This window comes from Halorhodospira halochloris, assembly GCF_002356555.2.
GTDB classification, from domain to species: Bacteria; Pseudomonadota; Gammaproteobacteria; order Nitrococcales; family Halorhodospiraceae; genus Halorhodospira; species Halorhodospira halochloris.
This window is the reverse complement of the sequence record NZ_AP017372.2, coordinates 1587166-1608320: the sequence shown is the minus strand read 5'-3', so window position 1 is coordinate 1608320 and position 21155 is coordinate 1587166. Positions and strand designations below refer to the sequence as shown.

The 21155-nt window shown below is 55.9% G+C and carries 21 protein-coding genes; 9 read left to right on the top strand and 12 right to left on the bottom strand.

Annotated elements, in window-relative coordinates; all coding sequences use genetic code 11:
- Nucleotides 1–36: 36 nt before the first annotated feature.
- The 5 genes from HH1059_RS07365 to metF all read left to right on the top strand — a co-directional run bounded on the left by HH1059_RS07365 (nucleotide 37) and on the right by metF (nucleotide 5440).
- Nucleotides 37–843: a glycine/sarcosine N-methyltransferase gene (locus tag HH1059_RS07365; protein WP_096409578.1), complete on the top strand. Its 807-nt coding sequence runs from the start codon at nucleotides 37–39 to the stop codon at nucleotides 841–843.
- Between the two features lie 3 nt (nucleotides 844–846).
- Complete coding sequence (locus HH1059_RS07360; RefSeq protein WP_096409577.1) at nucleotides 847–1686, top strand: sarcosine/dimethylglycine N-methyltransferase; 840 nt, start codon at nucleotides 847–849, stop codon at nucleotides 1684–1686.
- 135 nt (nucleotides 1687–1821) lie between these two features.
- A complete protein-coding gene (gene metK / locus HH1059_RS07355; RefSeq protein ID WP_096409576.1) occupies nucleotides 1822–2988 on the top strand; it encodes a methionine adenosyltransferase in 1167 nt (388 codons plus the stop codon).
- Between the two features lie 33 nt (nucleotides 2989–3021).
- Complete coding sequence (ahcY, locus tag HH1059_RS07350; RefSeq protein WP_096409575.1) at nucleotides 3022–4314, top strand: adenosylhomocysteinase; 1293 nt, start codon at nucleotides 3022–3024, stop codon at nucleotides 4312–4314.
- A 217-nt stretch (nucleotides 4315–4531) separates the two neighbouring features.
- Nucleotides 4532–5440: a methylenetetrahydrofolate reductase [NAD(P)H] gene (metF, locus tag HH1059_RS07345; RefSeq protein ID WP_096409574.1), complete on the top strand. Its 909-nt coding sequence runs from the start codon at nucleotides 4532–4534 to the stop codon at nucleotides 5438–5440.
- Between the two features lie 183 nt (nucleotides 5441–5623).
- On the opposite strand, the gene HH1059_RS07340 is transcribed toward metF, so the two are convergent.
- A complete protein-coding gene (locus HH1059_RS07340; protein ID WP_096409573.1) occupies nucleotides 5624–7405 on the bottom strand; it encodes a phosphoenolpyruvate carboxykinase (GTP) in 1782 nt (593 codons plus the stop codon).
- A gap of 123 nt (nucleotides 7406–7528) precedes the next feature.
- Between HH1059_RS07340 and HH1059_RS07335 the strand changes: the two genes are divergently transcribed.
- Complete coding sequence (locus tag HH1059_RS07335) at nucleotides 7529–7864, top strand: HigA family addiction module antitoxin (protein WP_096409572.1); 336 nt, start codon at nucleotides 7529–7531, stop codon at nucleotides 7862–7864.
- A 164-nt stretch (nucleotides 7865–8028) separates the two neighbouring features.
- On the opposite strand, the gene HH1059_RS07330 is transcribed toward HH1059_RS07335, so the two are convergent.
- Genes HH1059_RS07330 through HH1059_RS07320 form a run of 3 tightly spaced genes read right to left on the bottom strand, consistent with a single transcriptional unit; the run spans nucleotide 8029 to nucleotide 10477 of the window.
- On the bottom strand, nucleotides 8029–8703 hold the full coding sequence (locus HH1059_RS07330; RefSeq protein ID WP_096409571.1) for an SDR family oxidoreductase: 675 nt from the start codon (nucleotides 8701–8703) through the stop codon (nucleotides 8029–8031).
- Nucleotides 8696–9433, bottom strand: a complete 738-nt coding sequence (gene mnmM, locus HH1059_RS07325; protein ID WP_096409570.1) for a tRNA 5-(aminomethyl)-2-thiouridylate-methyltransferase MnmM — start codon at nucleotides 9431–9433, stop codon at nucleotides 8696–8698. Before mnmM ends, HH1059_RS07330 begins: the two co-directional genes overlap by 8 nt.
- A gap of 27 nt (nucleotides 9434–9460) precedes the next feature.
- Nucleotides 9461–10477: a deoxyribonuclease IV gene (locus tag HH1059_RS07320; RefSeq protein WP_231901899.1), complete on the bottom strand. Its 1017-nt coding sequence runs from the start codon at nucleotides 10475–10477 to the stop codon at nucleotides 9461–9463.
- A 108-nt stretch (nucleotides 10478–10585) separates the two neighbouring features.
- Here HH1059_RS07320 and HH1059_RS07315 point away from each other — a divergent pair, with 108 nt between their 5' ends.
- The gene (locus HH1059_RS07315) at nucleotides 10586–11032 is read left to right on the top strand and encodes a host attachment protein (RefSeq protein WP_096409569.1); all 447 of its coding nucleotides are present in this window, start codon (nucleotides 10586–10588) and stop codon (nucleotides 11030–11032) included.
- Between the two features lie 174 nt (nucleotides 11033–11206).
- Here HH1059_RS07315 and HH1059_RS07310 read toward each other — a convergent pair whose 3' ends face one another.
- The 6 genes from HH1059_RS07310 to rlmM form a co-directional block, all read right to left on the bottom strand.
- A complete protein-coding gene (locus HH1059_RS07310) occupies nucleotides 11207–11593 on the bottom strand; it encodes a hypothetical protein (RefSeq protein WP_096409568.1) in 387 nt (128 codons plus the stop codon).
- Between the two features lie 18 nt (nucleotides 11594–11611).
- On the bottom strand, nucleotides 11612–12997 hold the full coding sequence (locus HH1059_RS07305; RefSeq protein ID WP_096409567.1) for an NAD(P)/FAD-dependent oxidoreductase: 1386 nt from the start codon (nucleotides 12995–12997) through the stop codon (nucleotides 11612–11614).
- Nucleotides 12998–13293: 296 nt separating this feature from the next.
- Nucleotides 13294–14337, bottom strand: coding sequence for an alpha/beta hydrolase (locus tag HH1059_RS07300; RefSeq protein ID WP_096409566.1), 1044 nt, complete (start codon nucleotides 14335–14337; stop codon nucleotides 13294–13296).
- A gap of 119 nt (nucleotides 14338–14456) precedes the next feature.
- The gene (locus HH1059_RS13585; RefSeq protein ID WP_170113002.1) at nucleotides 14457–14630 is read right to left on the bottom strand and encodes a hypothetical protein; all 174 of its coding nucleotides are present in this window, start codon (nucleotides 14628–14630) and stop codon (nucleotides 14457–14459) included.
- Between the two features lie 87 nt (nucleotides 14631–14717).
- Complete coding sequence (locus HH1059_RS07295) at nucleotides 14718–15146, bottom strand: SufE family protein (RefSeq protein ID WP_096409565.1); 429 nt, start codon at nucleotides 15144–15146, stop codon at nucleotides 14718–14720.
- Between the two features lie 37 nt (nucleotides 15147–15183).
- Nucleotides 15184–16188 (bottom strand): 23S rRNA (cytidine(2498)-2'-O)-methyltransferase RlmM, encoded by a 1005-nt coding sequence (gene rlmM, locus HH1059_RS07290; protein ID WP_096409564.1) that lies wholly within the window; start codon nucleotides 16186–16188, stop codon nucleotides 15184–15186.
- An 86-nt stretch (nucleotides 16189–16274) separates the two neighbouring features.
- On the opposite strand from rlmM, the gene HH1059_RS07285 reads away from it, so the two are divergent.
- The gene (locus tag HH1059_RS07285; protein ID WP_170113001.1) at nucleotides 16275–17096 is read left to right on the top strand and encodes a slipin family protein; all 822 of its coding nucleotides are present in this window, start codon (nucleotides 16275–16277) and stop codon (nucleotides 17094–17096) included.
- A gap of 37 nt (nucleotides 17097–17133) precedes the next feature.
- Nucleotides 17134–18105, top strand: a complete 972-nt coding sequence (gene xerD / locus HH1059_RS07280; protein ID WP_096409563.1) for a site-specific tyrosine recombinase XerD — start codon at nucleotides 17134–17136, stop codon at nucleotides 18103–18105.
- Between the two features lie 15 nt (nucleotides 18106–18120).
- Here xerD and fdxA read toward each other — a convergent pair whose 3' ends face one another.
- Nucleotides 18121–18444, bottom strand: a complete 324-nt coding sequence (gene fdxA / locus HH1059_RS07275) for a ferredoxin FdxA (protein WP_096409562.1) — start codon at nucleotides 18442–18444, stop codon at nucleotides 18121–18123.
- Nucleotides 18445–18574: 130 nt separating this feature from the next.
- The gene (gene mutS / locus HH1059_RS07270; RefSeq protein WP_096410368.1) at nucleotides 18575–21154 is read right to left on the bottom strand and encodes a DNA mismatch repair protein MutS; all 2580 of its coding nucleotides are present in this window, start codon (nucleotides 21152–21154) and stop codon (nucleotides 18575–18577) included.
- Between the last annotated feature and the right edge of the window lies 1 nt (nucleotide 21155).

The following is a 21155-nucleotide window of genomic DNA, read 5'->3' as shown; positions in this document are numbered from 1 at the left end:
TCGCTACACCAACCATTCGCCAAGCTGAGGTGATATATGAATACGACTACTGAGCAGGACTTCGGAGCGGACCCAACAAAAGTCCGAGATACCGACCACTACACGGAAGAGTATGTTGACGGGTTTGTCGACAAATGGGACGACTTGATTGATTGGGATAGCCGCGCGAAGAGTGAAGGTGATTTCTTTATTCAAGAGTTGAAGAAGCGTGGTGCCACACGCATCCTCGATGCCGCAACAGGTACCGGCTTCCACTCAGTGCGTTTGCTCGAGGCGGGTTTTGATGTCGTCAGTGCTGATGGCAGTGCCGAGATGCTCGCCAAAGCCTTCGAGAATGGGCGTAAGCGTGGCCATATCCTACGCACGGTTCAGGTCGACTGGCGGTGGCTGAATCGCGATATCCACGGTCGTTATGACGCCATTATCTGCCTTGGCAACTCGTTTACCCACCTGTTTAATGAAAAAGATCGGCGCAAGACCCTGGCAGAGTTCTATTCCGCGCTGAACCCGGAAGGGGTGCTGATATTGGATCAGCGCAATTACGACGGCATCCTCGATCACGGCTATGACTCAAGCCACTCCTACTACTATTGCGGTGAGGGCGTCTCTGTCTATCCTGAGCACGTTGATGATGGCCTAGCCCGCTTCAAGTATGAATTCAACGACGGTTCAACTTACTTCCTGAACATGTTCCCGCTGCGCAAGGATTACACGCGCCGCCTAATGCATGAGGTGGGTTTCCAAAAAATCGATACCTACGGCGACTTCAAGGCAACCTACCGCGATGCAGATCCGGATTTCTTTATTCATGTCGCCGAGAAGGAATATCGGGAGGAGGACTGATATATGGCGACGCGCTACGACGATCAAGCCATAGAAACGGCGAGGCAGTACTATAACAGTGAGGATGCCGATAACTTCTACGCCATAATATGGGGTGGTGAGGATATCCATATCGGTTTGTACAACGATGATGAAGAGCCGATAGCAGATGCCAGCAGGCGTACTGTAGAGCGCATGTCGTCACTGTCCCGGCAGCTTGGCCCAGATAGCTATGTCCTCGACATGGGGGCTGGTTACGGAGGGTCTGCCCGTTACCTTGCGCATAAGTATGGCTGTAAGGTGGCGGCGCTCAATCTCTCCGAACGTGAGAATGAGCGTGATCGGCAGATGAATAAGGAGCAAGGAGTCGATCACCTGATTGAGGTTGTCGATGCTGCCTTTGAAGATGTCCCCTATGATGATGGGGTGTTTGACCTGGTCTGGTCGCAGGACTCCTTCCTCCATAGTCCGGATAGGGAACGCGTACTGCGGGAGGCTAGTAGAGTTCTGCGTTCTGGGGGCGAGTTTATCTTCACCGATCCAATGCAGGCGGATGATTGCCCCGAGGGGGTTATTCAACCGATCCTCGATAGGATCCACCTCGAGACGATGGGCACGCCTAATTTCTATCGCCAGACCCTTAGGGATCTGGGCTTTGAGGAAATCACCTTCGAAGACCACACCCATCAGTTGCCGCGCCATTACGGGCGCGTGCGCCGTGAGCTAGATCGTCGAGAAGGTGAACTGCAGGGGCATGTCTCGGCAGAGTACATCGAACGCATGAAAAATGGCCTTGACCACTGGGTCAATGGCGGTAACAAGGGTTATCTCACCTGGGGTATCTTTTACTTCCGCAAAGGGTGATCACTAGAGCGCTAAATCGCAGGCGCGGTAATTGTGCCGCGCTTCGGGCGCATATGTTTTAGCCCAGTGGATTTGCACATAGAAAAGAGTGAATTCTGGTTTAGCGCTCGAATAAACTATAGCAAAGGAGAAACTATGACTAAGCGATATCTATTTACCTCTGAGTCGGTCTCTGAAGGCCACCCGGACAAAATGGCCGACCAGATTTCGGATGCACTGCTCGATGAGTTCCTGCGCCAGGATCCAAAGTCGCGGGTGGCTGCAGAGACGATGATTCAGACCGGCATGGTTGTAGTTGCCGGCGAAATTAAGAGCAATGCCAAGATCAATGTTGAGCCGCTGGTACGTGAAGTTGTCCGCGATATCGGCTACACCAGCTCAGATATGGGCTTTGATGCCGACACCTGTGCCGTACTCAACGCCCTCGGCGAGCAGTCCCCCGACATCAATCAAGGCGTTGACCGGGAAGAGGAAGAGGAGCAGGGCGCCGGTGACCAAGGACTGATGTTCGGTTACGCCACCAATGAGACCGACGTCCTCATGCCGGCAGCGATCCACTACTCGCACCTGCTGGTTAAGCGCCAATCCGAAGTCCGTAACTCCAAGAAGCTGCCGTGGTTGCGCCCGGACGCTAAGAGCCAGGTCACCTTCAAGTACGAAGGCGATAAGATCGTCGGTTGCGATGCGGTGGTGCTCTCCACGCAGCATGACGAGACCGTTGATCAGAAGACCGTCCACGAGGGCGTGATGGAAGAGATCATCAAGCCCATCCTCGGTGACACCGGCTGGCTGACCAACGAGACCAAGTACCACATTAACCCGACCGGCCGCTTCGTTACTGGTGGTCCGCTGGGTGACTGTGGCTTGACCGGCCGTAAGATCATCGTCGATACCTACGGCGGTATGGGCCGTCACGGCGGCGGTGCCTTCTCCGGCAAAGATCCGTCTAAGGTCGATCGCTCGGCGGCTTATGTTGGCCGTTATGTAGCTAAGAACATAGTGGCTGCCGGTCTGGCCGACCGCTGTGAGGTGCAGCTCTCCTACGCCATCGGTGTTGCCGAGCCGACCTCGGTCAATGTCGAAACCTTTGGTACCGGCAAGGTCGAAGAAGAGCTCATAAACAAGATAGTCCGTGAGAACTTCGACCTACGCCCGTACGGCATACTCAAGATGCTCAACCTGGAGCAGCCGATCTATCGTCCGACCGCCGCATATGGCCACTTCGGTCGCGAAGATATCGACGTGCCGTGGGAGCGCACTGACCGTGCCGCAGCGCTCAAAGAAGCAGCTGGCCTTAAGTAACAGCAGAATTTTCCGAAGGAGTAACCGATTAGCATGAGTAACCAAGATTACAAAGTAGCCGACATCTCACTGGCCGATTGGGGCCGCAAAGAGATCAAAATTGCCGAAAACGAGATGCCGGGTCTGATGGAGACCCGGCGCGAGTTTGCCGCACAAAAGCCGCTCAAAGGTGCGCGCATCGCCGGCTGCCTGCACATGACCATCCAGACCGCGGTGCTTATCGAGACCCTGCAAGAGCTCGGTGCTGAGGTGCGTTGGTCTTCCTGTAACATCTTCTCCACCCAGGACCAAGCGGCAGCGGCAGTCGCCGCTAACGGTACCCCGGTCTTTGCTTGGAAGGGTGAGACCGAGGAGGAGTACTGGTGGTGCATCGAGCAGACCATCAACGGTCCTGATGGCTGGAAACCGAACATGCTGCTCGATGACGGCGGCGATCTGACGGCCGTTATCCATCAGCAGTACCCGGAGATGATGAAAGATATCTACGGCGTCTCTGAGGAGACCACTACCGGTGTGCATCGTCTCTATGAGATGAGCCGTAAGGGCGAACTCGGCATGCCGGCGTTTAACGTCAACGACTCGGTGACCAAGTCGAAGTTCGACAACCTCTACGGCTGCCGCGAGTCGTTGGTTGATAGCATCAAGCGTGCGACTGACGTCATGGTCGCCGGTAAGGTGGCCGTCGTAGCCGGCTTCGGTGATGTCGGTAAGGGATCGGCGCAATCGCTGCGCGGTCTCGGTGCCCAGGTCTGGGTAACTGAAGTCGACCCGATCTGCGCCCTGCAGGCCTCCATGGAAGGCTACAAGGTAGTCACCATGGAAGATGCGGCCCCGGTCGCTGACATCTTTGTCACCGCTACGGGTAATTACAATGTCATTACCCACGATCACATGAAGGCTATGAAAGATGAGGCCATCGTCTGCAACATAGGCCACTTCGATAATGAGATCGACGTTGCTAGCCTGAAGCAGTATAAGTGGGATGAGATCAAGCCTCAGGTTGACCATATCGAGTTCCCCGACGGCAAGAAGATCATCCTGCTTGCCGAGGGTCGTCTGGTAAACCTAGGTTGTGGTACTGGCCACCCATCGTTTGTGATGTCGAACTCATTCACCAACCAGGTAATGGCTCAGATGGAGCTCTACAACAATCCTGGCAAGTACGAGATCGACGTCTATGTGCTGCCCAAGCACCTCGATGAGAAGGTCGCTGCACTGCACTTAGGCCGTGTCGGTGCTAAGCTGACTCGGATGACCGAGGAGCAGGCCGAATACATCGGGGTTTCGGTCGATGGTCCGTACAAGCCGGAGTGGTATCGCTACTAAGGCCCATCATTGGGCCAGTAGCTACACTACTGTGGCTCTATTGCACGAGCCTGGGGGGAGGTGATTCCCCTCAGGCTCGAATTGCAAGGTGAACAACATTCAGCTTGCAGCGTTCAGCGCTGTAGCAATTAGCCAACTCCCCTCATGCTGAGCTCTGAACGCTGATCTCTGAGTGTTCCCCCCGCAAATTTATGTTGAGCAGAATTGGAGAGGTGCCATGGAGAGCCAAAAGAAACATCCCCGCGTTTTCAGTTTCGAGTTTTTCCCGCCCAAAACAGATGAAGGTGCAGCGACCCTGCGTACTACGCGGCAGCGTCTGGAGAAGTTAAATCCGGCCTACTTCTCAGTAACCTTTGGTGCCGGCGGATCTACCCAAGACCGTACCTTCGAGACGGTAGTCGATATCCAGCGCCAAAGCAGCGCCGAGGCCGCTCCCCACCTCTCGTGTATCGACTCAAGTCGCGAGCGCCTCAAGGAGATGATCCTCGCCTACCGTGAGGAGGGCGTTAAATACATCGTTGCCTTGCGCGGCGATAGGCCGTCAGGGTCGGGATCTGGTGGCGAAGGTGATTTCCGCTATGCCAATGAACTAGTTGAGTTTATCCGTGAGATTACCGGTGACCACTTTACCATCGAGGTCGGCGCCTATCCGGAGTTTCACCCCGAGGCCCCGGGGGCTTTTGCTGACATCGATAACTTTGTACGTAAGGTCAACGCCGGTGCCGATTCGGCAATAACCCAGTTCTTTTACAATGCTCAGGCCTATTACAGGTTTGTCGAGGATTGTGAGAAACGTGGTGTTGATATCCCTATAATCCCTGGGATCATGCCGCTGATGAACTTCGAGCAGCAGGCACGCTTTTCTGAGGCCTGTAAGGCCGATATTCCGCGTTGGCTGGCTAAGCGCATGGAGGGGATGAAAGACGACCCACAGGGGCGGCTGGAGTACGGCATTGATGTAATTACCAACCTCTGTGAGGAATTGCTCGATGCCGGAGCACCAGGAATCCACTTCTACGCCTTGAATAAAGCACCAGTGGTGGAGCGCATCTGGCATAACCTGGGGCTGTCACAGGAGACGGGCGGGGAGCAAAGGCGTCCCGAGGACATCGAACTCCCCACTTGAGCCAATTGGCCGCCCGGTGTGGAGGACGCCGTGAATCCATCCCTGGAGGCTTCATGGCGCCATCCCTGGCGCCAAGACCTCCACACCGGGCCAGCCAAGTGGCTCAGGGGGGGGGCGAGCTTCCCCGCAATTACAGTTTGAAGCTATCAAAATAGCGGTTTGTGGCTAGTGCGCCGTATCAAGCTAGTTAAGGTTATCCTTGAGCACATCTAACTCGTCATAGAGCTGCTGCGGCAAACGATCAGCAAAGCGCTCATAGTGCTCACGGATAAGCTCGATTTCGCGCTGCCAGCCCTGTCGATCAAACTCAATTAGGCCCTTTAGGGTTGCATGGTCGAGATCTAGACCGGATAGGTCGATGTCCTCGGCATGTGGTAGCTGGCCTATAGGCGTCTGTTCGGCGCCTACATCACCACTGCAGCGCTGGAATATCCACTTCAGCACGCGGACGTTATCTGAGAAGCCGGGCCAGACAAAGCGGCCATTGGCGTCTTTGCGGAACCAGTTGACGTGGTAGATGCGAGGCAGCTGCAAACCTTCTCTGTCAGCAAATCCGAGCCAGTGGCCAAAATAGTCGGCCATGTTGTAGCCGCAGAAGGGCAGCATCGCCATCGGGTCACGACGCAGGGTACCGAGATCGCCGAACGCTGCAGCCGTCTTTTCACTGCCCATTATCGAGCCGAGAAAGACACCATGGCGCCAGTCACGGGCCTCTTGGACAAGCGGAATGGTGTCAGCCCGCCGACCGCCGAAGATTATGGCATCAATAGGCACGCCGCGCGGATCATCCCACTCCGCGGCTATAGAGGGACACTGCCGGGCTGGGGCAGTAAATCGGGCGTTAGGGTGTGCCGCAGGCTCACTGCTATCCGGCGTCCACTTACGTCCCTTCCAGTCGATAGCTTCGGCGGGCGGTTGCTCGGTCATCTCCTCCCACCAGACGTCACCTTCCTTAGTTAGGGCGCAGTTGGTGAAAAAGCAGTTCTCCTTGAGCGACTCCATGGCGTTGGCATTCGACTTATAGGAGGTGCCGGGGGCCACGCCGAAGAATCCGGCCTCGGGGTTTATGGCGTAGAGTCGGCCATCGCTGCCGACCTTCATCCACGCTATGTCGTCGCCGATGGTCTCGACCTTCCACCCCTCTAGGGGAGGGGTTAGCATGGCTAGGTTGGTCTTGCCGCAAGCTGACGGGAAGGCCCCAGCAATGTACTTGACCTCGCCCTCGGGGCTGGTGAGCTTGAGGATCAGCATGTGCTCGGCGAGCCAGCCGTCATCGCGGGCGATTACCGAGGCGATACGTAGGGCCAGGCACTTCTTGCCGAGCAGGGCGTTGCCGCCATACCCTGATCCGTACGACCAGATTTCGTAGGTCTCCGGGAAGTGGACGATGTAGCGGTTATCAGGATCGCAGGGCCAGGCTACGTCGGGCTTGCCATCCGGCAGCGGATAGCCGACCGAGTGCAGACAGGGGACGAAGCGCCCGGAATCGCCTAGTGCTTCGAGAACCTTGGTGCCGACTCGGGTCATTATGTGCATGTTGGCGACAACATAGGGGGAGTCGGTAATCTGGATGCCGATATGGGCTATGGGCGAGCCTACCGGTCCCATAGAGAAGGGGATAACATAGAGGGTGCGCCCGCGCATGGCGCCATCAAAAAGGCTGCGCAGCTTCTCGCGCATCTGCTGCGGGTCGGCCCAGTTGTTGGTTGGGCCGGCGTCAGCGGCGTCGGAGGAGCAAATGAATGTCCTATCCTCAACCCGGGCCACATCTGCTGGCTCGGAGCGGACCAGAAAGCTATTCGGGCGCAAATCTGGGTTGAGCTGTTGTGCCGTGCCGCTATCGACCATGAGCTGACACATTGCCTGGTACTCTTCGTTCGAGCCATCGCACCAGTGAACTTGGTCAGGCTTGCATAGGGCGGCAGTCTCCTCTACCCACTGGATTAGAGCTTGGTGATTGGTCATTTTTCCTCCTGCGCGAGACCTGCTGGTTTGCTTAAAATAAGCTATAGATTTATATATACCTAAACCTTAACATAAATTTCGTAAGGGTCCGCTTCTTCTTATACCTACGCTGGCCATTTTTTTATGAGTAACGATTCCATGCATAAGCCTGCCGGGGCCATCCACCCCGGTGAGATTCTTCTTGAACAGTTTCTTGAGCCAGCCGGCATTGATGGGCAGCGGTTGGCAGATGAGATTGGGTTGCCGGCAGAAGATATTGCCGAGATTTTTGCCGGTACACGCAGCATATGCGCCGATACCGCATTACGTTTAGCGCGTTTTTTGGGTACAGCGCCTGAGTTGTGGTTGCATCTGCAAAATCAATACGACCTTGAAATAACCGCGGCCTCAATCGAGACTGAGCTAATGGCTATTGAGCCTGCAAATGGAGCCTCAGAAAACTACCCCGGAACCATCTAGGTCGGTTAAGGCGCCTCTGAGAACCTCCTCCTGAGCCTAGAACTGCCGCGGGGTGGAGGTGTTGGCGCCATGAAGGCTTCGGGGATGGATTCACGGCGTCCTCCATAACGGAACCGATAAGTGGCTCTGGGAAAGTTTCTAGAGGTTCCTTTTAGAGGATCACGTTACCACGGCAGTATCTCGCGGTTGGGTGCGTGCCAGAAACAGCCAGACTCCTCAGGACCGATATTGTCCATCCGCTCTATTAGGGCCGCTGCAGATTCCGGCGGGTCAATAAGGCCGTTATGCCCGGTCATATCGGTGCGCACCCAGCCTGGATGGAGCAGGGCAACACTAATTCCCTTCGGCTGTAGGTCGTGCGCAAGTGATACAGCCGCCATGTTTACTGCTGCTTTAGACATGCGGTAACCGTAGCTATTCCCCGAGGTATTGTCGGCAATTGAACCCATGCGGCTGGTTACGATACCGAACTTGCCGCCGTTGCCGATTAGTGGGCTAAGAAACTCTGCAGCCATCAGCGGCCCAAGCGAGTTAATCTCAAACTGCTCGCGTATACCCTTTACCGCATCTTCATCAAGCCTGCCGAGATGCTGAACTCGCATCAGGCCGGAAACTACTAAGACCCACTCCAGTTCTTGAGAGCCTATCTTGCTGGCCAGTTCACGCAGAGTATCATGAGCGGTTATATCAACACCTTCAAAGACCTTAGCAGCGCATGAGTGCAATTCACTAGGTGGAGTAGAGCGGACAGTAGCTAGGACCTCGTCGCCACGTTCACGCAGCTGCTTGACCACCTCTAGTCCGATTCCGCGACTAGCTCCAATGATTAGTTTACTCATTGTCCCGCTCCTCATTGCTGTTCAGGCTGAATAGATAAAGCACCGGGCCGTTAAGGCTTTGAGTCTCTAAAACATCAAGTTTGCACTCATTTTGCGGAGTAGCTATTTCCCTCTCAAGGGTACCTCTAAAAAATTCCCCGGCGCCATAATCTGCCCCATTGTGGAGGTCATGGCGCCAAGGGTGGCGCCATGAAGCCTCCAGGGATTGATTCATGGCGTCCTCGACACCGGGGAGGTTTTTAGAGCTTCTCTCAAGGAATCGTTTTACCTCATCGGCCTCATGCGCGCCACCTTCATGGCCACGGTAAGCCATGACACTTAAAGTGCCTCCGTTTGCACTGAGTATATCAAGCGCAGCAGCCAAGGCCGATAGCGTACTCGGCACTTGAGTGGTTATCTCTTTGTTGCCGCCGGGATGGTAACCAAGGTTGAACATCACTGCTCGGATGTTATCAAGCCCTTGTTGTTCAACAAAATCTCGCATATTGCGGTGATCACCCTGAATGAGGGTTACTCTCTCCAGCAGGCCATGTTGCTGCAAACGCCGCCGGGTCTGCTCGAGTGCCGTGCTTTGGATGTCTATAGATAACACCCTGCCGTGAGGGCCCACGCCATGGGCTAGGAAGAGGGTATCGTGGCCGTTGCCGGCGGTGGCGTCTATAGCGCTGCAGGCAGGCGGGAGACTGTCAGCTATCCGCTCATGGGCAATAGCGGTTAAGGGTTTGGTCATGCTGAGCTCAAGTCGATAAGGAAACGATCATAAGCTTACTCCGCTATCTGCTATTTCGGGAAGCTCAGGTCTATCACCGGCGGCACTGGCGCGCAGCCACTTTATCTCCTCTGCCCAGCCCTCGGGTCCGGCCGGTGTCTCCAAGAACTGCGGGATATCGCGGGTACGCTGGTCAGTGAGCGCACGAATGAAGGCATCGGGGCCGATTTCGCCGCGTCCGATCAGGGCGTGGCGGTCTTTGCGCGATCCCAAACCGACTTTGGAGTCGTTAATATGTAAGGCGCACAAGCGGTGCAGGCCGATCTTGGTGTCGAAATCCTGCCACATATCCTCCCAGCCCTGTTCATGGTGCAGCTCGTAGCCGGCGGCGAAGGCGTGTGCTGTGTCGACACATACCCCAAAGCGTTCAGGTTGATCGAGAAGATCTATGATTGCAGCCAACTCAGCGAAGTCGGCGCCTATGGTTGTGCCCTGTCCGGCGACATTCTCCAGTACTAGGGTGACATCTTGCTTGTCGGCATGCTCATGACATATTGCATTGAGAGTGGTGGCGATTTTTTCTATGCCCTGTTCAAGACCTGCCTCTATGTGGGCCCCGGGGTGGAAATTGAGCAGTTCAATGCCCAATTGTTGGCAGCGGGTTAGCTCCTCGGCGAATACAGCACTCGATTTCTGGTGCTTCTCCTCATCCGGGGCGGCCAAGTTAATCAAGTAAGAGGCATGACTCATCACCGTCTGCATCGGGTGCTCGCCGCGCTTGGTATGGAACTCCTCAGCCTCCGTACTACTTACCGGCTTAGCTTTCCAGGTGCGTTGGTTACGGGTAAATATCTGAATGCAGTTACAACCAATCTCCTCGCCTCTGCCCAGGGCGTTGGGTGTTCCTCCAGCAGCAGAGACGTGAGCGCCGATTTGAAGCATAAAGGTATCCTCTTTATTTCCCGGTGAGAAGCTTGGCTTGTTGTAGCGAGCAATAATCCCCATTATGGAGTAGAGGGCAGCTAAAAAGACTGCCTGCGGTGGGCTTAGAAAAGGCGTCGCCATCCCTGGCGCCAATACCTCCACACCGGGGCAGCCAATTGGCCCGGGGGTGTATTTAGATGTTCCCTATAGAGTAAGGGTAATAGTAAGCCAATAAAAGGAGGCCAAATCATGGCGAAAGTTTGGGTGGTCGCCGCCGATGCTGCCAAAGCCAGGTTGTTTGAGTCTGAGCAGCGTAGTGCCAAGGATATGCATGAACTTGAAACCTGGGTAAACCCCGAGTTGCGCCAGCCTGCCCATGATCTGACATCTGATCGTCCTGGGCGTAGCTTTGATTCCGGCGGCGAGGGGCGCCATGCACTGGCAGAGTCAAGTGATGTCAAAGAGGTTGAGTCGGAGCGTTTTGCCCGTGAACTAGTCAAGTGGTTGGAACACTCTTACCATGAGCAGCGCTTCAACCATTTAGTTATCGCTGCAGCGCCTCACTTTCTCGGGCTGTTGAGGCAGAACATGTCCAAATCGCTGCACCAAGTAATAAGCTGTGAGATATCAAAAGACATCTGCAATCTGACCAAGCCGGAACAAATCCGCCAGCACTTGCCGGATTTCCTTTACTGAAAATGCTAGAAGTGGCTAAGGGGAACCTCTAAAAACTTCGCCGGAGCCACCATCCGCCCCGGTGTGGGGGACGCCGTGAATCCATCCCTGGATGCTTCATGGCGCCAGAGCCGGCTAGCTCTGGCGCCATGAGGTCTGCTGGCAATGATTACGCCCCCTAGATTGATTGCCGCTTCAGCGGGTAAAGTGCCTGGCTTGATGGCGGCTATTGCTTGCCACTAGCAACTGGATCGGCGGGTAGCTGATAACTGCCGCTGCCAGGCCGAAACCGACTCCAGCCCCCAGCAGGGTAGCGTAATCTATCCAGCCGAGCAGATCGTTAAAGCCAGCGCCGGTGGCCGGTACGGCAAGAACCAGGGCAATAACCCCGACTACACCGCCGAGCATAAGCGAACTCTTGATGGCCTTGCCGGCATTACGGAATCCGCCGCCAAAGCCGAGCAGAGCGAGTAAGAGCAGCGCTACATCGATGCTGATGACGGTGATCAAGGCCCCGAGTACCGGCCGCACGTACTCCAGTCCCAAGGCTAATACTTCGAGTGGAGAAACTGGTAACTCCATGACTATCCCTCCGTTGATTTAGGCAAAACGGCCGCGCAGCACGGCATTGTACATCGGTTGGAGAAACTCCACCTTCATGACCCAGCCAACCCAGTGCGGCCGGTATGGGTTTATCAGCGGGACTGTCGGTACCATATCAAGGTCGTAGTTAAATTCGAGCAGAATCGCTCTGCCAATCTCTGTTATCAACGGGCATGAGGTGTAGCCGTCGTACTCAGCGCTGCACTCGCGCCCCTCTATGTCATCAATGATGTTCTGAACGACAACCGGATTCATGTTTTTAGCCGAAGCAGAGGTCTTGCTAATCGGCACTCCGCATACGTCGCCCGCCCCAAAGACGTTGCTGTAACGTTTATGGCGCAGGGTGTATTTGTCTACCTCGAGCCATCCGCCGTCGGCATAGGGACCTTCTTTGGCTGCTAGATCACTCTCGCGAATCGGTTTGGGCGCGCTCATCGGCGGTGGCAGGTGGATAAAGTCGTAGTCCTCGGTATACTCGCCCTCCTCATCGGAGTCAAAGGTTATGCGGCGGTTTTCCGGGTCAATGGCCTTGACCTGGTGGTGCCAGTTGATATCGATACCCCGCTCATTGGGTAGATGATCGCGCAGATAATCTTCTATGTCCGGCTGCGAGAACAAGCCATCACCGGGAACGAAATATTTTATATCGCTGTTCTCGCGGGTTTGCTGCTGACGAAGCCGGTGTTCGGTGATCATCATCATCTTCAGCGGCGCCCCGGCACACTTTATCCCTCCGGGTGGGCGAACAAAGAGGGCTTTGCCGCCTTCACGGGTAAATGGCTCCAGCGCATCCCAAGTCCGTTGGGCGTTGTCGGGGGTGTCATAAACGCAGCCGATGCCGTTGGTTCCAATCAGATCGGCGCTCATCCCCTCTATACGATCGAAGCGTAACTCAAGGCCAGTCGCTACAACCAGGTAGTCATATTCGATGGTATCGCCTTCGTCAGTGACCAGGCGGTTGTTTTCCGGGTCGTACTCCTCGACCATCGCCTTTACCCAGCGCACATCGTTGGGCATGTAGCGATCGTTGCTATCCTCGGTTTTGCCTTTCTCCCAGATGCCGGTAGCAACCAGGGTCAGACCAGGTTGATAGTAGTGCGGCTCGCGTCGGTCGATTACTGTAATCTCGGCGCCATCCAGGCGCCGGCTGAATCGGTTAGCAGCGGCTAGCCCCGCAGCACCGGCACCTACTATGACAATGCGGGCATTGGTTGATACAGCACGGCTCGGGGCGCTGTAGAGCAAGCCTGGGGCACCCATGGCACCAGCCGCCAATGCTCCGCCTCCAACTCCGGAGAGTTTGAGAAAATCTCGGCGACTGGCTACCTCAATCAAGTTACTCTGCCCCTCTCGGGGGGGTTGTGACGGATGGTCTCTGGACATACTCGGTTCCTCCTGGGCGTATTATTATATGTTGCAGCTCTGCTGGGGGAGCCTCAAAACGCACTATAGAATCTAGCAGATCGAAACTTAGGTATCGAGTCATATATAAAATTACTACCTACTGGGTACTTCAAAAACTCCCCTGGAGTCACTCAACTGCCCCGGTGCGGAGGTCTTGGCGCCAGGGATAGCGCCATGAAGCCTCGGATGGCGCCATGAAGCCTCCAGGGATGGATTCACGGCGCCCTCCGCACCGGGATAGCTGAGTGGCTCCAGGGTGAGATTTGTGAAGCTCCCTATCGGCAAAGGGCTTGCAGTGCCTCTTGGCGGTCTTTTTCGTGTTCAGAGGGTAAGTCTGCATCGCGGTGACCATGGCTGATCCAGGCGCCTATATCCTGTAGCACTAGTTGGCGCTGCAAGTCTCTGGTAAGCATGTGATATCCATCTGGGTAGAGGGCAAATCGCCACTTCCCGGTAGGCGGCTCTGGGAGGCGTTCGAGCATTGCGCAGATAGGCTCAGCAGGGACCACTTCATCTCTCTCGCCGTAGAGGATTAGTGCCGGTAGACGCAGCTTTTTAGTGGCCTCTAACGCCTTACCCATAAGTTCAGTAACCTTCTCCAGTGTTTCAGCTTTAACGCTTTGTTGGATAAGCGGGTCGTTGTGCCATTTTTCCAGCTCTTGCGGGTTGTCTGTAGGCTCCACTCCAACCCAATCGCCCCGCAGTTCCAGTTGTGGTATTAAATGGGTAGCGAGCCACAGCCCTGAGCGTTGGTACCACGGCATTTCATCACGGCCCCAGACTGCTGGTGCGATCAAGACTAATCCATCGACATGCTCGGGTTGACGCTCAGCCGCTAAGCGGATAGCTATACCGCCGCCCATGCTGTGCCCGACTATGAACAGAGGCTTATCCGGATAGCGCTCGGCAAGAAGCTCAGAGACCAACTCAGCGTCGCTAAGCAATTTTTCCTTCCCGGCCCATGAGCCGCGGTCAGCTGTAGCCCCAAACCCACGCTGATCGTATGAGTATGTCGCGACGTTATGGTTTTCGGCCAGGTATTCGGCCAACGTGCTCAGGCCGGCGCTATAGTCATTGAGTCCGTGGAGACCGAGTACTATGGCTTCAGGCTCATGATCCTGCGGATACCAGTAGCGGTAGGGGAGGCCATAGTCATCCGCGGTAACGATATGGGTTGCGCTCCAGCCTGGCGATTGCTGTTCCGCTAGGTCCTCTACAGCAGGGAGTTGGTCACTATGCCTCTGATCTGCCGCGCTAGCTAAGCTGGCGCAGCATAGAGAACAAAACAGCAGTGTTTTTATGGCTGTTATGCGCTGCATTAAATAATGATTCACCCGCTCCGAGTAGCTCTAGGGGAACTCCCTAATGCCATCAACATTCGGTCAAACAATCTATCTATCGGACACATGAAAGGCCTTTGTTTGACCAGATGGCTTCATTATTGTTCACGTCGGCGCATAAATAGTCTCATCTGCGCTTCTATGCTTTCCGCGAATGAGCGCACTTCAATCTCTCTGTCTATGGCTGCAAGCAATTCCTGCAGTTCTGTTAAGGAGTAATTGCTTAGTGTTTCCTGTAGTTTGTTCTTGGATTGAGTCGATTCACTGTTCATCAACACGCCCTGTCGATTATCTGTTGCTCTCTGATTGTTTAGCATTTTACTGTTTAGTCTAGGTGATTGTACTAGCCGGATTAAGCCCTAGGCTCGTGTTTCCGCGGCTTCTGCCTGCGCTGCTAACTCGTGAATCCGATCAACCATCGAGTAGAAACCATCACGACGGTTGGGGCTTAGGTTCTTTTCTAAGCCGAGAGTTTGGAATATATCGCGAATATCGGTTTTTCTGATCTGCTCTGGTGTCGCCCCAGAATAGGCCATCAATACCAGAGAGATAAGCCCTTTGACAATATACGCGTCACTATCGGCAAGGAAAATAAGGCGCTGCGGATCCTCCTCATCTCGCTTACTGATAAGCCAGACGTTGCTGGTGCAGCCCTCTACACGATTGGCTTCTATGCGTTGCTCTTCGGGAAAATGGGGAAGGTTATTGCCTAGCTCTATCAAAATCCTATAGCGTTCTTCCCAGTCATCGATCAGTTCAAAGCTCTCTTTCAACTCGTCCAGTGTCATTTCTTTTTACAATCACCCGTTAACCGAAGGTATAAAATCACTCAACCAATCTCGCGTAAACTGTAATCTCTTCGCGGTCATGGTAGAGCTGTGCTGCGTGCACGCGAACTCCGCTTGCTGACACTACCTTGAGGCAACTTTTTACCGTATTTAACGGCTCGCGCATCGGCAGTTTAAGATTGAAAACCGCCGCTTTGCAAAGTCTTTTTTCAAACCACCTGTAGATAAGTTTAGCAACCCCATGGGGGCGGTCAACAACATCACACAACAACCAGTCGGCAGGCTGGGCAGGGCGATAACGGAATGCGTCCTGTTCGAGGTGGACAACACCGGGGTCATCTGCCAATTGCCTGGCTAGTGGCCCGTTGTCGACGGCAGTTACTTTAGCACCGCGTTGACGCATTATCCAGCTCCAGCCGCCAGGGGCAGCTCCTAAATCTATAGCATGCTCTCCGGGGCTGGGAGTTTCGTCCCCGGGCACGAGGCGTAGCAGCGCCTCCTCGAGCTTTAGCGCCGAACGGCTAGGGGCGGTTTTGGGGATGCGTAGTCGGGGTATTCCCATCGGCCAGGTGCTGTCGGTGCTGACACTGATTATCACTCGGCTTGAGTCAGTGAATAGCAAGTGCAGCCGTTGACGTGGGTCTCCGGCAATAACCTTACTGGCTTCTAATGTGCGTTTAGCAGCGCCGCTAAAGCGGCGACAGAAACGCGCTAGGTGACGTCCCTCGGGGCTATCCGGATATTCAACCCAAGGGGTTGCGCTGCCAAGGTTTTGCTGCAGTGATGCGGCGATGTGTTCGGCCCTTTGGCCCTTCGGTAAATTGTCCAGCTCGGTTAGCAGGGTTGACCCGCTGCGGGCAAAGATCAACTGCGGCGGTGGCGGCACATCTGTGCTCAGCACCTCAAATACCACAAAGCCATCGCCCTTGCGAGCGCGGCAAAAACCGTGTACCCCCAAGCTGTCAGCAGCAGCACTGACTTCGCTGGCAAGGGTCGACTCATAGCCGCTGCGGCAGTGAAAAAGCCATCCTTTAGTTTGCATGGCAGGGGATGTTACTAAATGGGCTGGTAAAGTCACAGTAGCAGGCAGTATGCTGGGTGAAGAGCCAGACAACGAGGAGACCGATTATGGAAACCGCTCTAATTATAGTTTTGGCGATACTGATCTCTATTCTTGCCTCGGCCATCAGGATCTTGCGCGAGTATGAGCGTGGGGTAATCTTCCAGCTTGGCCGCTTTTGGCGGGTCAAAGGCCCTGGCCTGATCATCGTAATCCCGGTCATCCAGCAGATGGTCAGGGTTGATCTGCGCACCGTAGTCATGGATGTGCCGAGCCAGGATGTTATTTCACGCGATAACGTCTCGGTTGGTGTTAATGCGGTGCTCTATTTTCGGGTAGTCGATCCCGAGCGAGCGATTATAAACGTCGAAGACTTTTACTCCGCAGTGAGTCAACTCGCTCAGACCACCCTACGCTCAGTGCTGGGACAACACGAACTCGATGAGATGCTTGCCGAGCGGGATAAATTGAATGCCCATATTCAGGAGATTCTCGATCAGCAGACCGACAACTGGGGCGTGAAGGTAGCCAATGTTGAGATCAAGCACGTCGATATAGATGAATCGATGGTGCGTGCGATAGCGCAGCAGGCCGAAGCTGAAAGGGCGCGGCGGGCCAAGGTCATCCATGCTGATGGTGAGATGCAGGCGGCGGAAAAGCTCCGCGATGCTGCCGAAATACTCGGCCAGAGCCCTGCATCGGTGCAATTGCGCTATATGCAGACTCTGGTTACGGTCGCCAACGAAAACGAGAGCTCATCGATTATCTTCCCGCTGCCGTTGGAGTTTTTACGTGCCTTCGGTGATAGCAGCAGCGCGCCGGCAGCTGGGGCCGGGGGCGGTGTGGCGTCGCCGGCGAGTAGTTCAAGCGGGGCTAGCGGTAGCACCTGATGGCAACCTTCAGAGAGTAAGGCTGTAGGCTGCTTAGATGGCAGAGCGTCGGTTGCGCCTCAAACGGCATTCCCAGCCTGAGCGCCGTGGTCGGCCGCGCAGCCGACCACTGCCTAGCGATGGCGATATCGAGCTGCTGGAGGGGTTTCTAGACTCGCTCTGGAGTGAGCAGGGACTATCAGAGGCGACGCTTGCCGCCTATAGATCAGATCTCGAAGCGGTAGCTTTACACCTTAACTCCTGTTCCGAGGGTCTAGCTGATGCCAGTCGGGCAAATCTGCTCGGGTTCTTGGCCTGGCGGGTTAGTCAGGGTGCTCGGCCGCGGACTACCGCGCGCCTGGTCAGTAGTATGCGCCGGTTTTATCGGTGGCTTGTCAGGCAGGGGGCTAGAGAGGATGACCCGAGTGTAGATATCGAGCCGCCGCGACTCGGCCAGCCTCTCCCGGGGGCTTTAACTGAGGATCAGGTGGAGAGGCTGTTAGCGGCCCCAGATACCGACGATCCGCTGGGCATCCGTGATAAGTCACTGCTTGAAGTGCTTTATGCCACCGGGTTGCGGGTTTCGGAACTGGTCAGTTTGGCGGTCAGTTCGGTTAACACCCGCCAAGGTCTAGTGCGGGTGCTGGGTAAGGGCAACAAAGAGCGCCTTGTGCCACTTGGTGAGGAGGCTCAAGACTGGTTGAAGATCTACATGCGCGAGGCGCGCCCCGCCCTCATCGGGGTGCAGCCGGCCGAGAAGGTCTTTGTAACCAAGCGCGGCGAGGGATTAACCCGACAGGCCTTCTGGTATCGCATCAAGCATCATGCCCGTGTGGCCGGGATTGAGCGGGAGATATCCCCCCACACCTTGCGCCACTCCTTCGCGACCCACCTGCTCAACCATGGGGCCGACCTGCGCGCGGTGCAGATGCTCCTCGGCCACGCTGACCTTTCCACAACCCAGATCTACACGCATGTAGCCCGGCATCGTCTGCAGCGTTTGCACTCAGAGCATCACCCGCGCGGTTAACTGCCGAGGCGCCGCTCAGCGCTCCAGATACTGCAGCTTATCAGGCACCCCGTTCCAGTCCTCGGCATCCGGCGGCGGATCCTTTTTCTCGGTTATCAGCGGCCACTGCTGAGCAAGCTCAGCATTAAGCTGCAGGAACTGCTCCATTTCCGGTGGCAAGTCATCTTCGGAGTATATTGCCTCAGCAGGGCACTCCGGTTCGCAAAGCGTGCAATCAATGCACTCTTCCGGGTCGATGACCAGGAAGTTGGGCCCTTCGTGGAAACAGTCCACCGGGCATACCTCTACACAATCGGTGTATTTGCACTTAATGCAGTTGTCAGTGACGACGTAACTCATGGAAAGGCTCCGTTGCCGTTGGTATCTCCGCTATTTATTAATCAGGGAATTGACCAGGCCAAACGTGGACTGAACCGGTCAGCCTAAACCCCTGAGGCTGGCTATTCTACCGCCTATCTGCGTTTATGTCCTAATCTTTGCACTCCTGTTTCAATTCATAAAGCTTCTCTAGGGCCTGACGAGGGGTCAACTCATCCGGATCTATTTGCTCGATCTTCTGCCTAACAGGGTCAGGCTTAGGCTCCGTCTGCGGCGGGGGGGCGGCAGGCGTGAAGGGGTCAAACAGCGATAACTGCAGGCTATCGCCCTGGGGAGTTATTGCAGCATTCTGTTCCAGTCCCTGCAGCTTCTCGCGTGCGGCCTTCAGAACCCCCTGAGGAACACCGGCGAGTGCTGCAACCTGCAGGCCGTAACTTTGGTTGGCCGGCCCTTCGCGCACCGAGTGGAGAAAGACGATGCTATCACCGTGTTCGGTGGCATCAAGGTGGACGTTGACTACCCCGGGATGGGTCTGCTCGAGCGTAGTCATCTCGAAATAGTGGGTCGCAAAGAGAGTAAAGGCGCGTATCTCTTTAGCTAGGCGTTCAGCGCACGCCCAAGCCAGGGCGAGCCCATCAAAGGTACTCGTTCCCCGACCGATTTCGTCCATCAGCACTAGGCTTTCGGCGGTGGCGTTGTGCAGGATATTGGCGGTTTCGGTCATCTCGACCATGAATGTTGAGCGTCCTGAGGCGAGGTCATCTGCGGCGCCGATGCGGGTAAAGATACGGTCTATCGGGCCGAGTACAGCCCGCTTGGCGGGGACAAAAGACCCGGCGTAAGCGAGCAAGGCAATGAGCGCGGTTTGGCGCATGTATGTCGACTTACCGCCCATGTTTGGCCCGGTAATCAAGAGCATGCGGCGCTGATTGTCGAAGCACAGATCATTGGGCACAAATGGACCGTTAAGGGTGTGTTCAACTACCGGGTGACGCCCCGCCTCGATCAGCAAGCCTGGGGTATTGCTAAGTTCTGGGCGGACGTAGGCGAGCGCCTGAGCTCGCTCGGCAAATGTGCCTAGGGCGTCGAGTTCGGCAAGCGCCGCAGCGCACTCTTGCAGTTGCGCTAAATCTTCGCCGATCTTGCTTATCAGCGCCTCATAGAGGGCCTTTTCGCGGGCTAGGGCGCGCTCACGAGCGGATAAAACCTTTTCCTCAAAGCGCTTTAGCTCAGGGGTGATATATCTTTCCGCGCCCTTGAGGGTTTGGCGGCGGGAGAAGTGCTCGGGCACCTTGTCGCTCTGACCACGACTGACCTCGATATAGTAACCGTGGACCCGGTTGAAACCGACCTTGAGCGTGGCGATGCCGCTCTGTTCGCGCTCGCGTAGCTCAAGATCGGCTAGAAAGGTGTCGGCGTTACGGGAGAGATCACGCAGCTCATCGAGTTCACTGTCATAGCCGTCGGCTATTACCCCGCCATCCCTAATCGTTGCAGGGGGCGAGTCGATCACTGCGCTGCGCAGCAGTTCAAGGGTTTGGGGGTGCTCACTGGCCTGTTCGGCGAGTTGCTGCAGGCGCTCGGCATGTAGCTCGCTGAGCAGGTTCTGCAGCTCTGGCAAGCGCTGGAGGGCGTCGCGCAGGCCGGTAAGATCGCGCGGACGGGCGCTGGCTAGCGCGATGCGGGCGAGGATACGCTCAACATCGGCGCAACCGTCGAGGAGTTGGCGTAGTCGAGTATAGCCGCCGTTGAGCAGCGCCTCTACCGCTGCGTGGCGCTCAGCAACTACCTCACGCTGGCGAAGTGGGCGCTGTAGCCAGCGGCGCAGCAGCCGTCCGCCCATTGCCGTGATGCTGCTATCAATCACCGCGGCCAGGGTGTGTTCGGTGCCGCCGGAGAGGTTGCGCTCAATCTCCAGGTTACGTCGACTAGCCGCATCAATGGTTATCGCATCGCTGCGCGACTCCACGCTCAGACCGCTGACATGGGGTAGGCTTGCCTGCTGGGTCTCATTGACGTACTGCAGGAGCGCCCCAGCTGCTGCAATAGGCGCTTGGAGACCCTCAGCACCAAACCCTGACAAGTCGTGAGTGGCGAATTGGCGCAGCAGCAAGCGCCGTGCCGGTTCAAGCTCAAAGTGCCAGGGCGCGCGGCGTTGAACGACGCAATCCACCTGCGGAATAGGCGTCTGGTCGTCGTCAGGGTAGATCAATTCGGCTGGCTTGAGGCGCTCTAACTCGGCCTCCAGTTCTTCTCCAGAGGGCACCTCAAGTACCGTGAAGCGTCCCGAGGAAAGCTCTAGGGTGGCAATGCCGTAGCTGCACTCATTACCGTCCCGAGTCGGGCGAGGGCCTGGAGCTATGGCTGCAAGCAAGTTATCGCTGCGCTCTTCAAGCAGCGCCTCCTCGGTGAGGGTGCCCGGGGTTACGACCCGCACAACCTGTCTGTCAACAGGACCTTTCGCGGTGTTCGGATCGCCTACCTGCTCACATATGGCAACCGACTCGCCAAGGCGGACGAGACGAGCTAGGTAACTCTCTGCAGAGTGGATAGGGACTCCCGCCATGGGGATCGGCGCCCCGGCTGATTCACCGCGCTTGGTTAGGGTAATATCGAGCAACTTGGCGGCCCGTTGGGCATCGTCGTAAAACAGCTCGTAGAAATCCCCCATGCGATAGAAGAGCAGGGTATTAGGGTAATCGCCCTTAATGCGCCAATATTGGCGCATCATG

What these genes read in the sequence shown, in the direction of transcription:
- metF (WP_096409574.1), top strand. Translation starts at nt 4,532, where the DNA reads ATGGAGAGCCAAAAGAAACATCCCCGCGTTTTCAGTTTCGAGTTTTTC.
- HH1059_RS07330 (WP_096409571.1), bottom strand. Translation starts at nt 8,703, where the DNA reads ATGAGTAAACTAATCATTGGAGCTAGTCGCGGAATCGGACTAGAGGTG.
- mnmM (WP_096409570.1), bottom strand. Translation starts at nt 9,433, where the DNA reads ATGACCAAACCCTTAACCGCTATTGCCCATGAGCGGATAGCTGACAGT.
- fdxA (WP_096409562.1), bottom strand. Translation starts at nt 18,444, where the DNA reads ATGAGTTACGTCGTCACTGACAACTGCATTAAGTGCAAATACACCGAT.
- HH1059_RS07335 (WP_096409572.1), top strand. Translation starts at nt 7,529, where the DNA reads ATGAGTAACGATTCCATGCATAAGCCTGCCGGGGCCATCCACCCCGGT.
- HH1059_RS07360 (WP_096409577.1), top strand. Translation starts at nt 847, where the DNA reads ATGGCGACGCGCTACGACGATCAAGCCATAGAAACGGCGAGGCAGTAC.
- HH1059_RS07285 (WP_170113001.1), top strand. Translation starts at nt 16,275, where the DNA reads ATGGAAACCGCTCTAATTATAGTTTTGGCGATACTGATCTCTATTCTT.
- ahcY (WP_096409575.1), top strand. Translation starts at nt 3,022, where the DNA reads ATGAGTAACCAAGATTACAAAGTAGCCGACATCTCACTGGCCGATTGG.
- metK (WP_096409576.1), top strand. Translation starts at nt 1,822, where the DNA reads ATGACTAAGCGATATCTATTTACCTCTGAGTCGGTCTCTGAAGGCCAC.
- HH1059_RS07340 (WP_096409573.1), bottom strand. Translation starts at nt 7,405, where the DNA reads ATGACCAATCACCAAGCTCTAATCCAGTGGGTAGAGGAGACTGCCGCC.
- HH1059_RS07310 (WP_096409568.1), bottom strand. Translation starts at nt 11,593, where the DNA reads ATGGAGTTACCAGTTTCTCCACTCGAAGTATTAGCCTTGGGACTGGAG.
- mutS (WP_096410368.1), bottom strand. Translation starts at nt 21,154, where the DNA reads ATGATGCGCCAATATTGGCGCATTAAGGGCGATTACCCTAATACCCTG.
- xerD (WP_096409563.1), top strand. Translation starts at nt 17,134, where the DNA reads ATGGCAGAGCGTCGGTTGCGCCTCAAACGGCATTCCCAGCCTGAGCGC.
- HH1059_RS07365 (WP_096409578.1), top strand. Translation starts at nt 37, where the DNA reads ATGAATACGACTACTGAGCAGGACTTCGGAGCGGACCCAACAAAAGTC.
- HH1059_RS13585 (WP_170113002.1), bottom strand. Translation starts at nt 14,630, where the DNA reads ATGAACAGTGAATCGACTCAATCCAAGAACAAACTACAGGAAACACTA.
- HH1059_RS07305 (WP_096409567.1), bottom strand. Translation starts at nt 12,997, where the DNA reads ATGTCCAGAGACCATCCGTCACAACCCCCCCGAGAGGGGCAGAGTAAC.
- HH1059_RS07295 (WP_096409565.1), bottom strand. Translation starts at nt 15,146, where the DNA reads ATGACACTGGACGAGTTGAAAGAGAGCTTTGAACTGATCGATGACTGG.
- rlmM (WP_096409564.1), bottom strand. Translation starts at nt 16,188, where the DNA reads ATGCAAACTAAAGGATGGCTTTTTCACTGCCGCAGCGGCTATGAGTCG.
- HH1059_RS07315 (WP_096409569.1), top strand. Translation starts at nt 10,586, where the DNA reads ATGGCGAAAGTTTGGGTGGTCGCCGCCGATGCTGCCAAAGCCAGGTTG.
- HH1059_RS07320 (WP_231901899.1), bottom strand. Translation starts at nt 10,477, where the DNA reads ATGGCGACGCCTTTTCTAAGCCCACCGCAGGCAGTCTTTTTAGCTGCC.
- HH1059_RS07300 (WP_096409566.1), bottom strand. Translation starts at nt 14,337, where the DNA reads ATGCAGCGCATAACAGCCATAAAAACACTGCTGTTTTGTTCTCTATGC.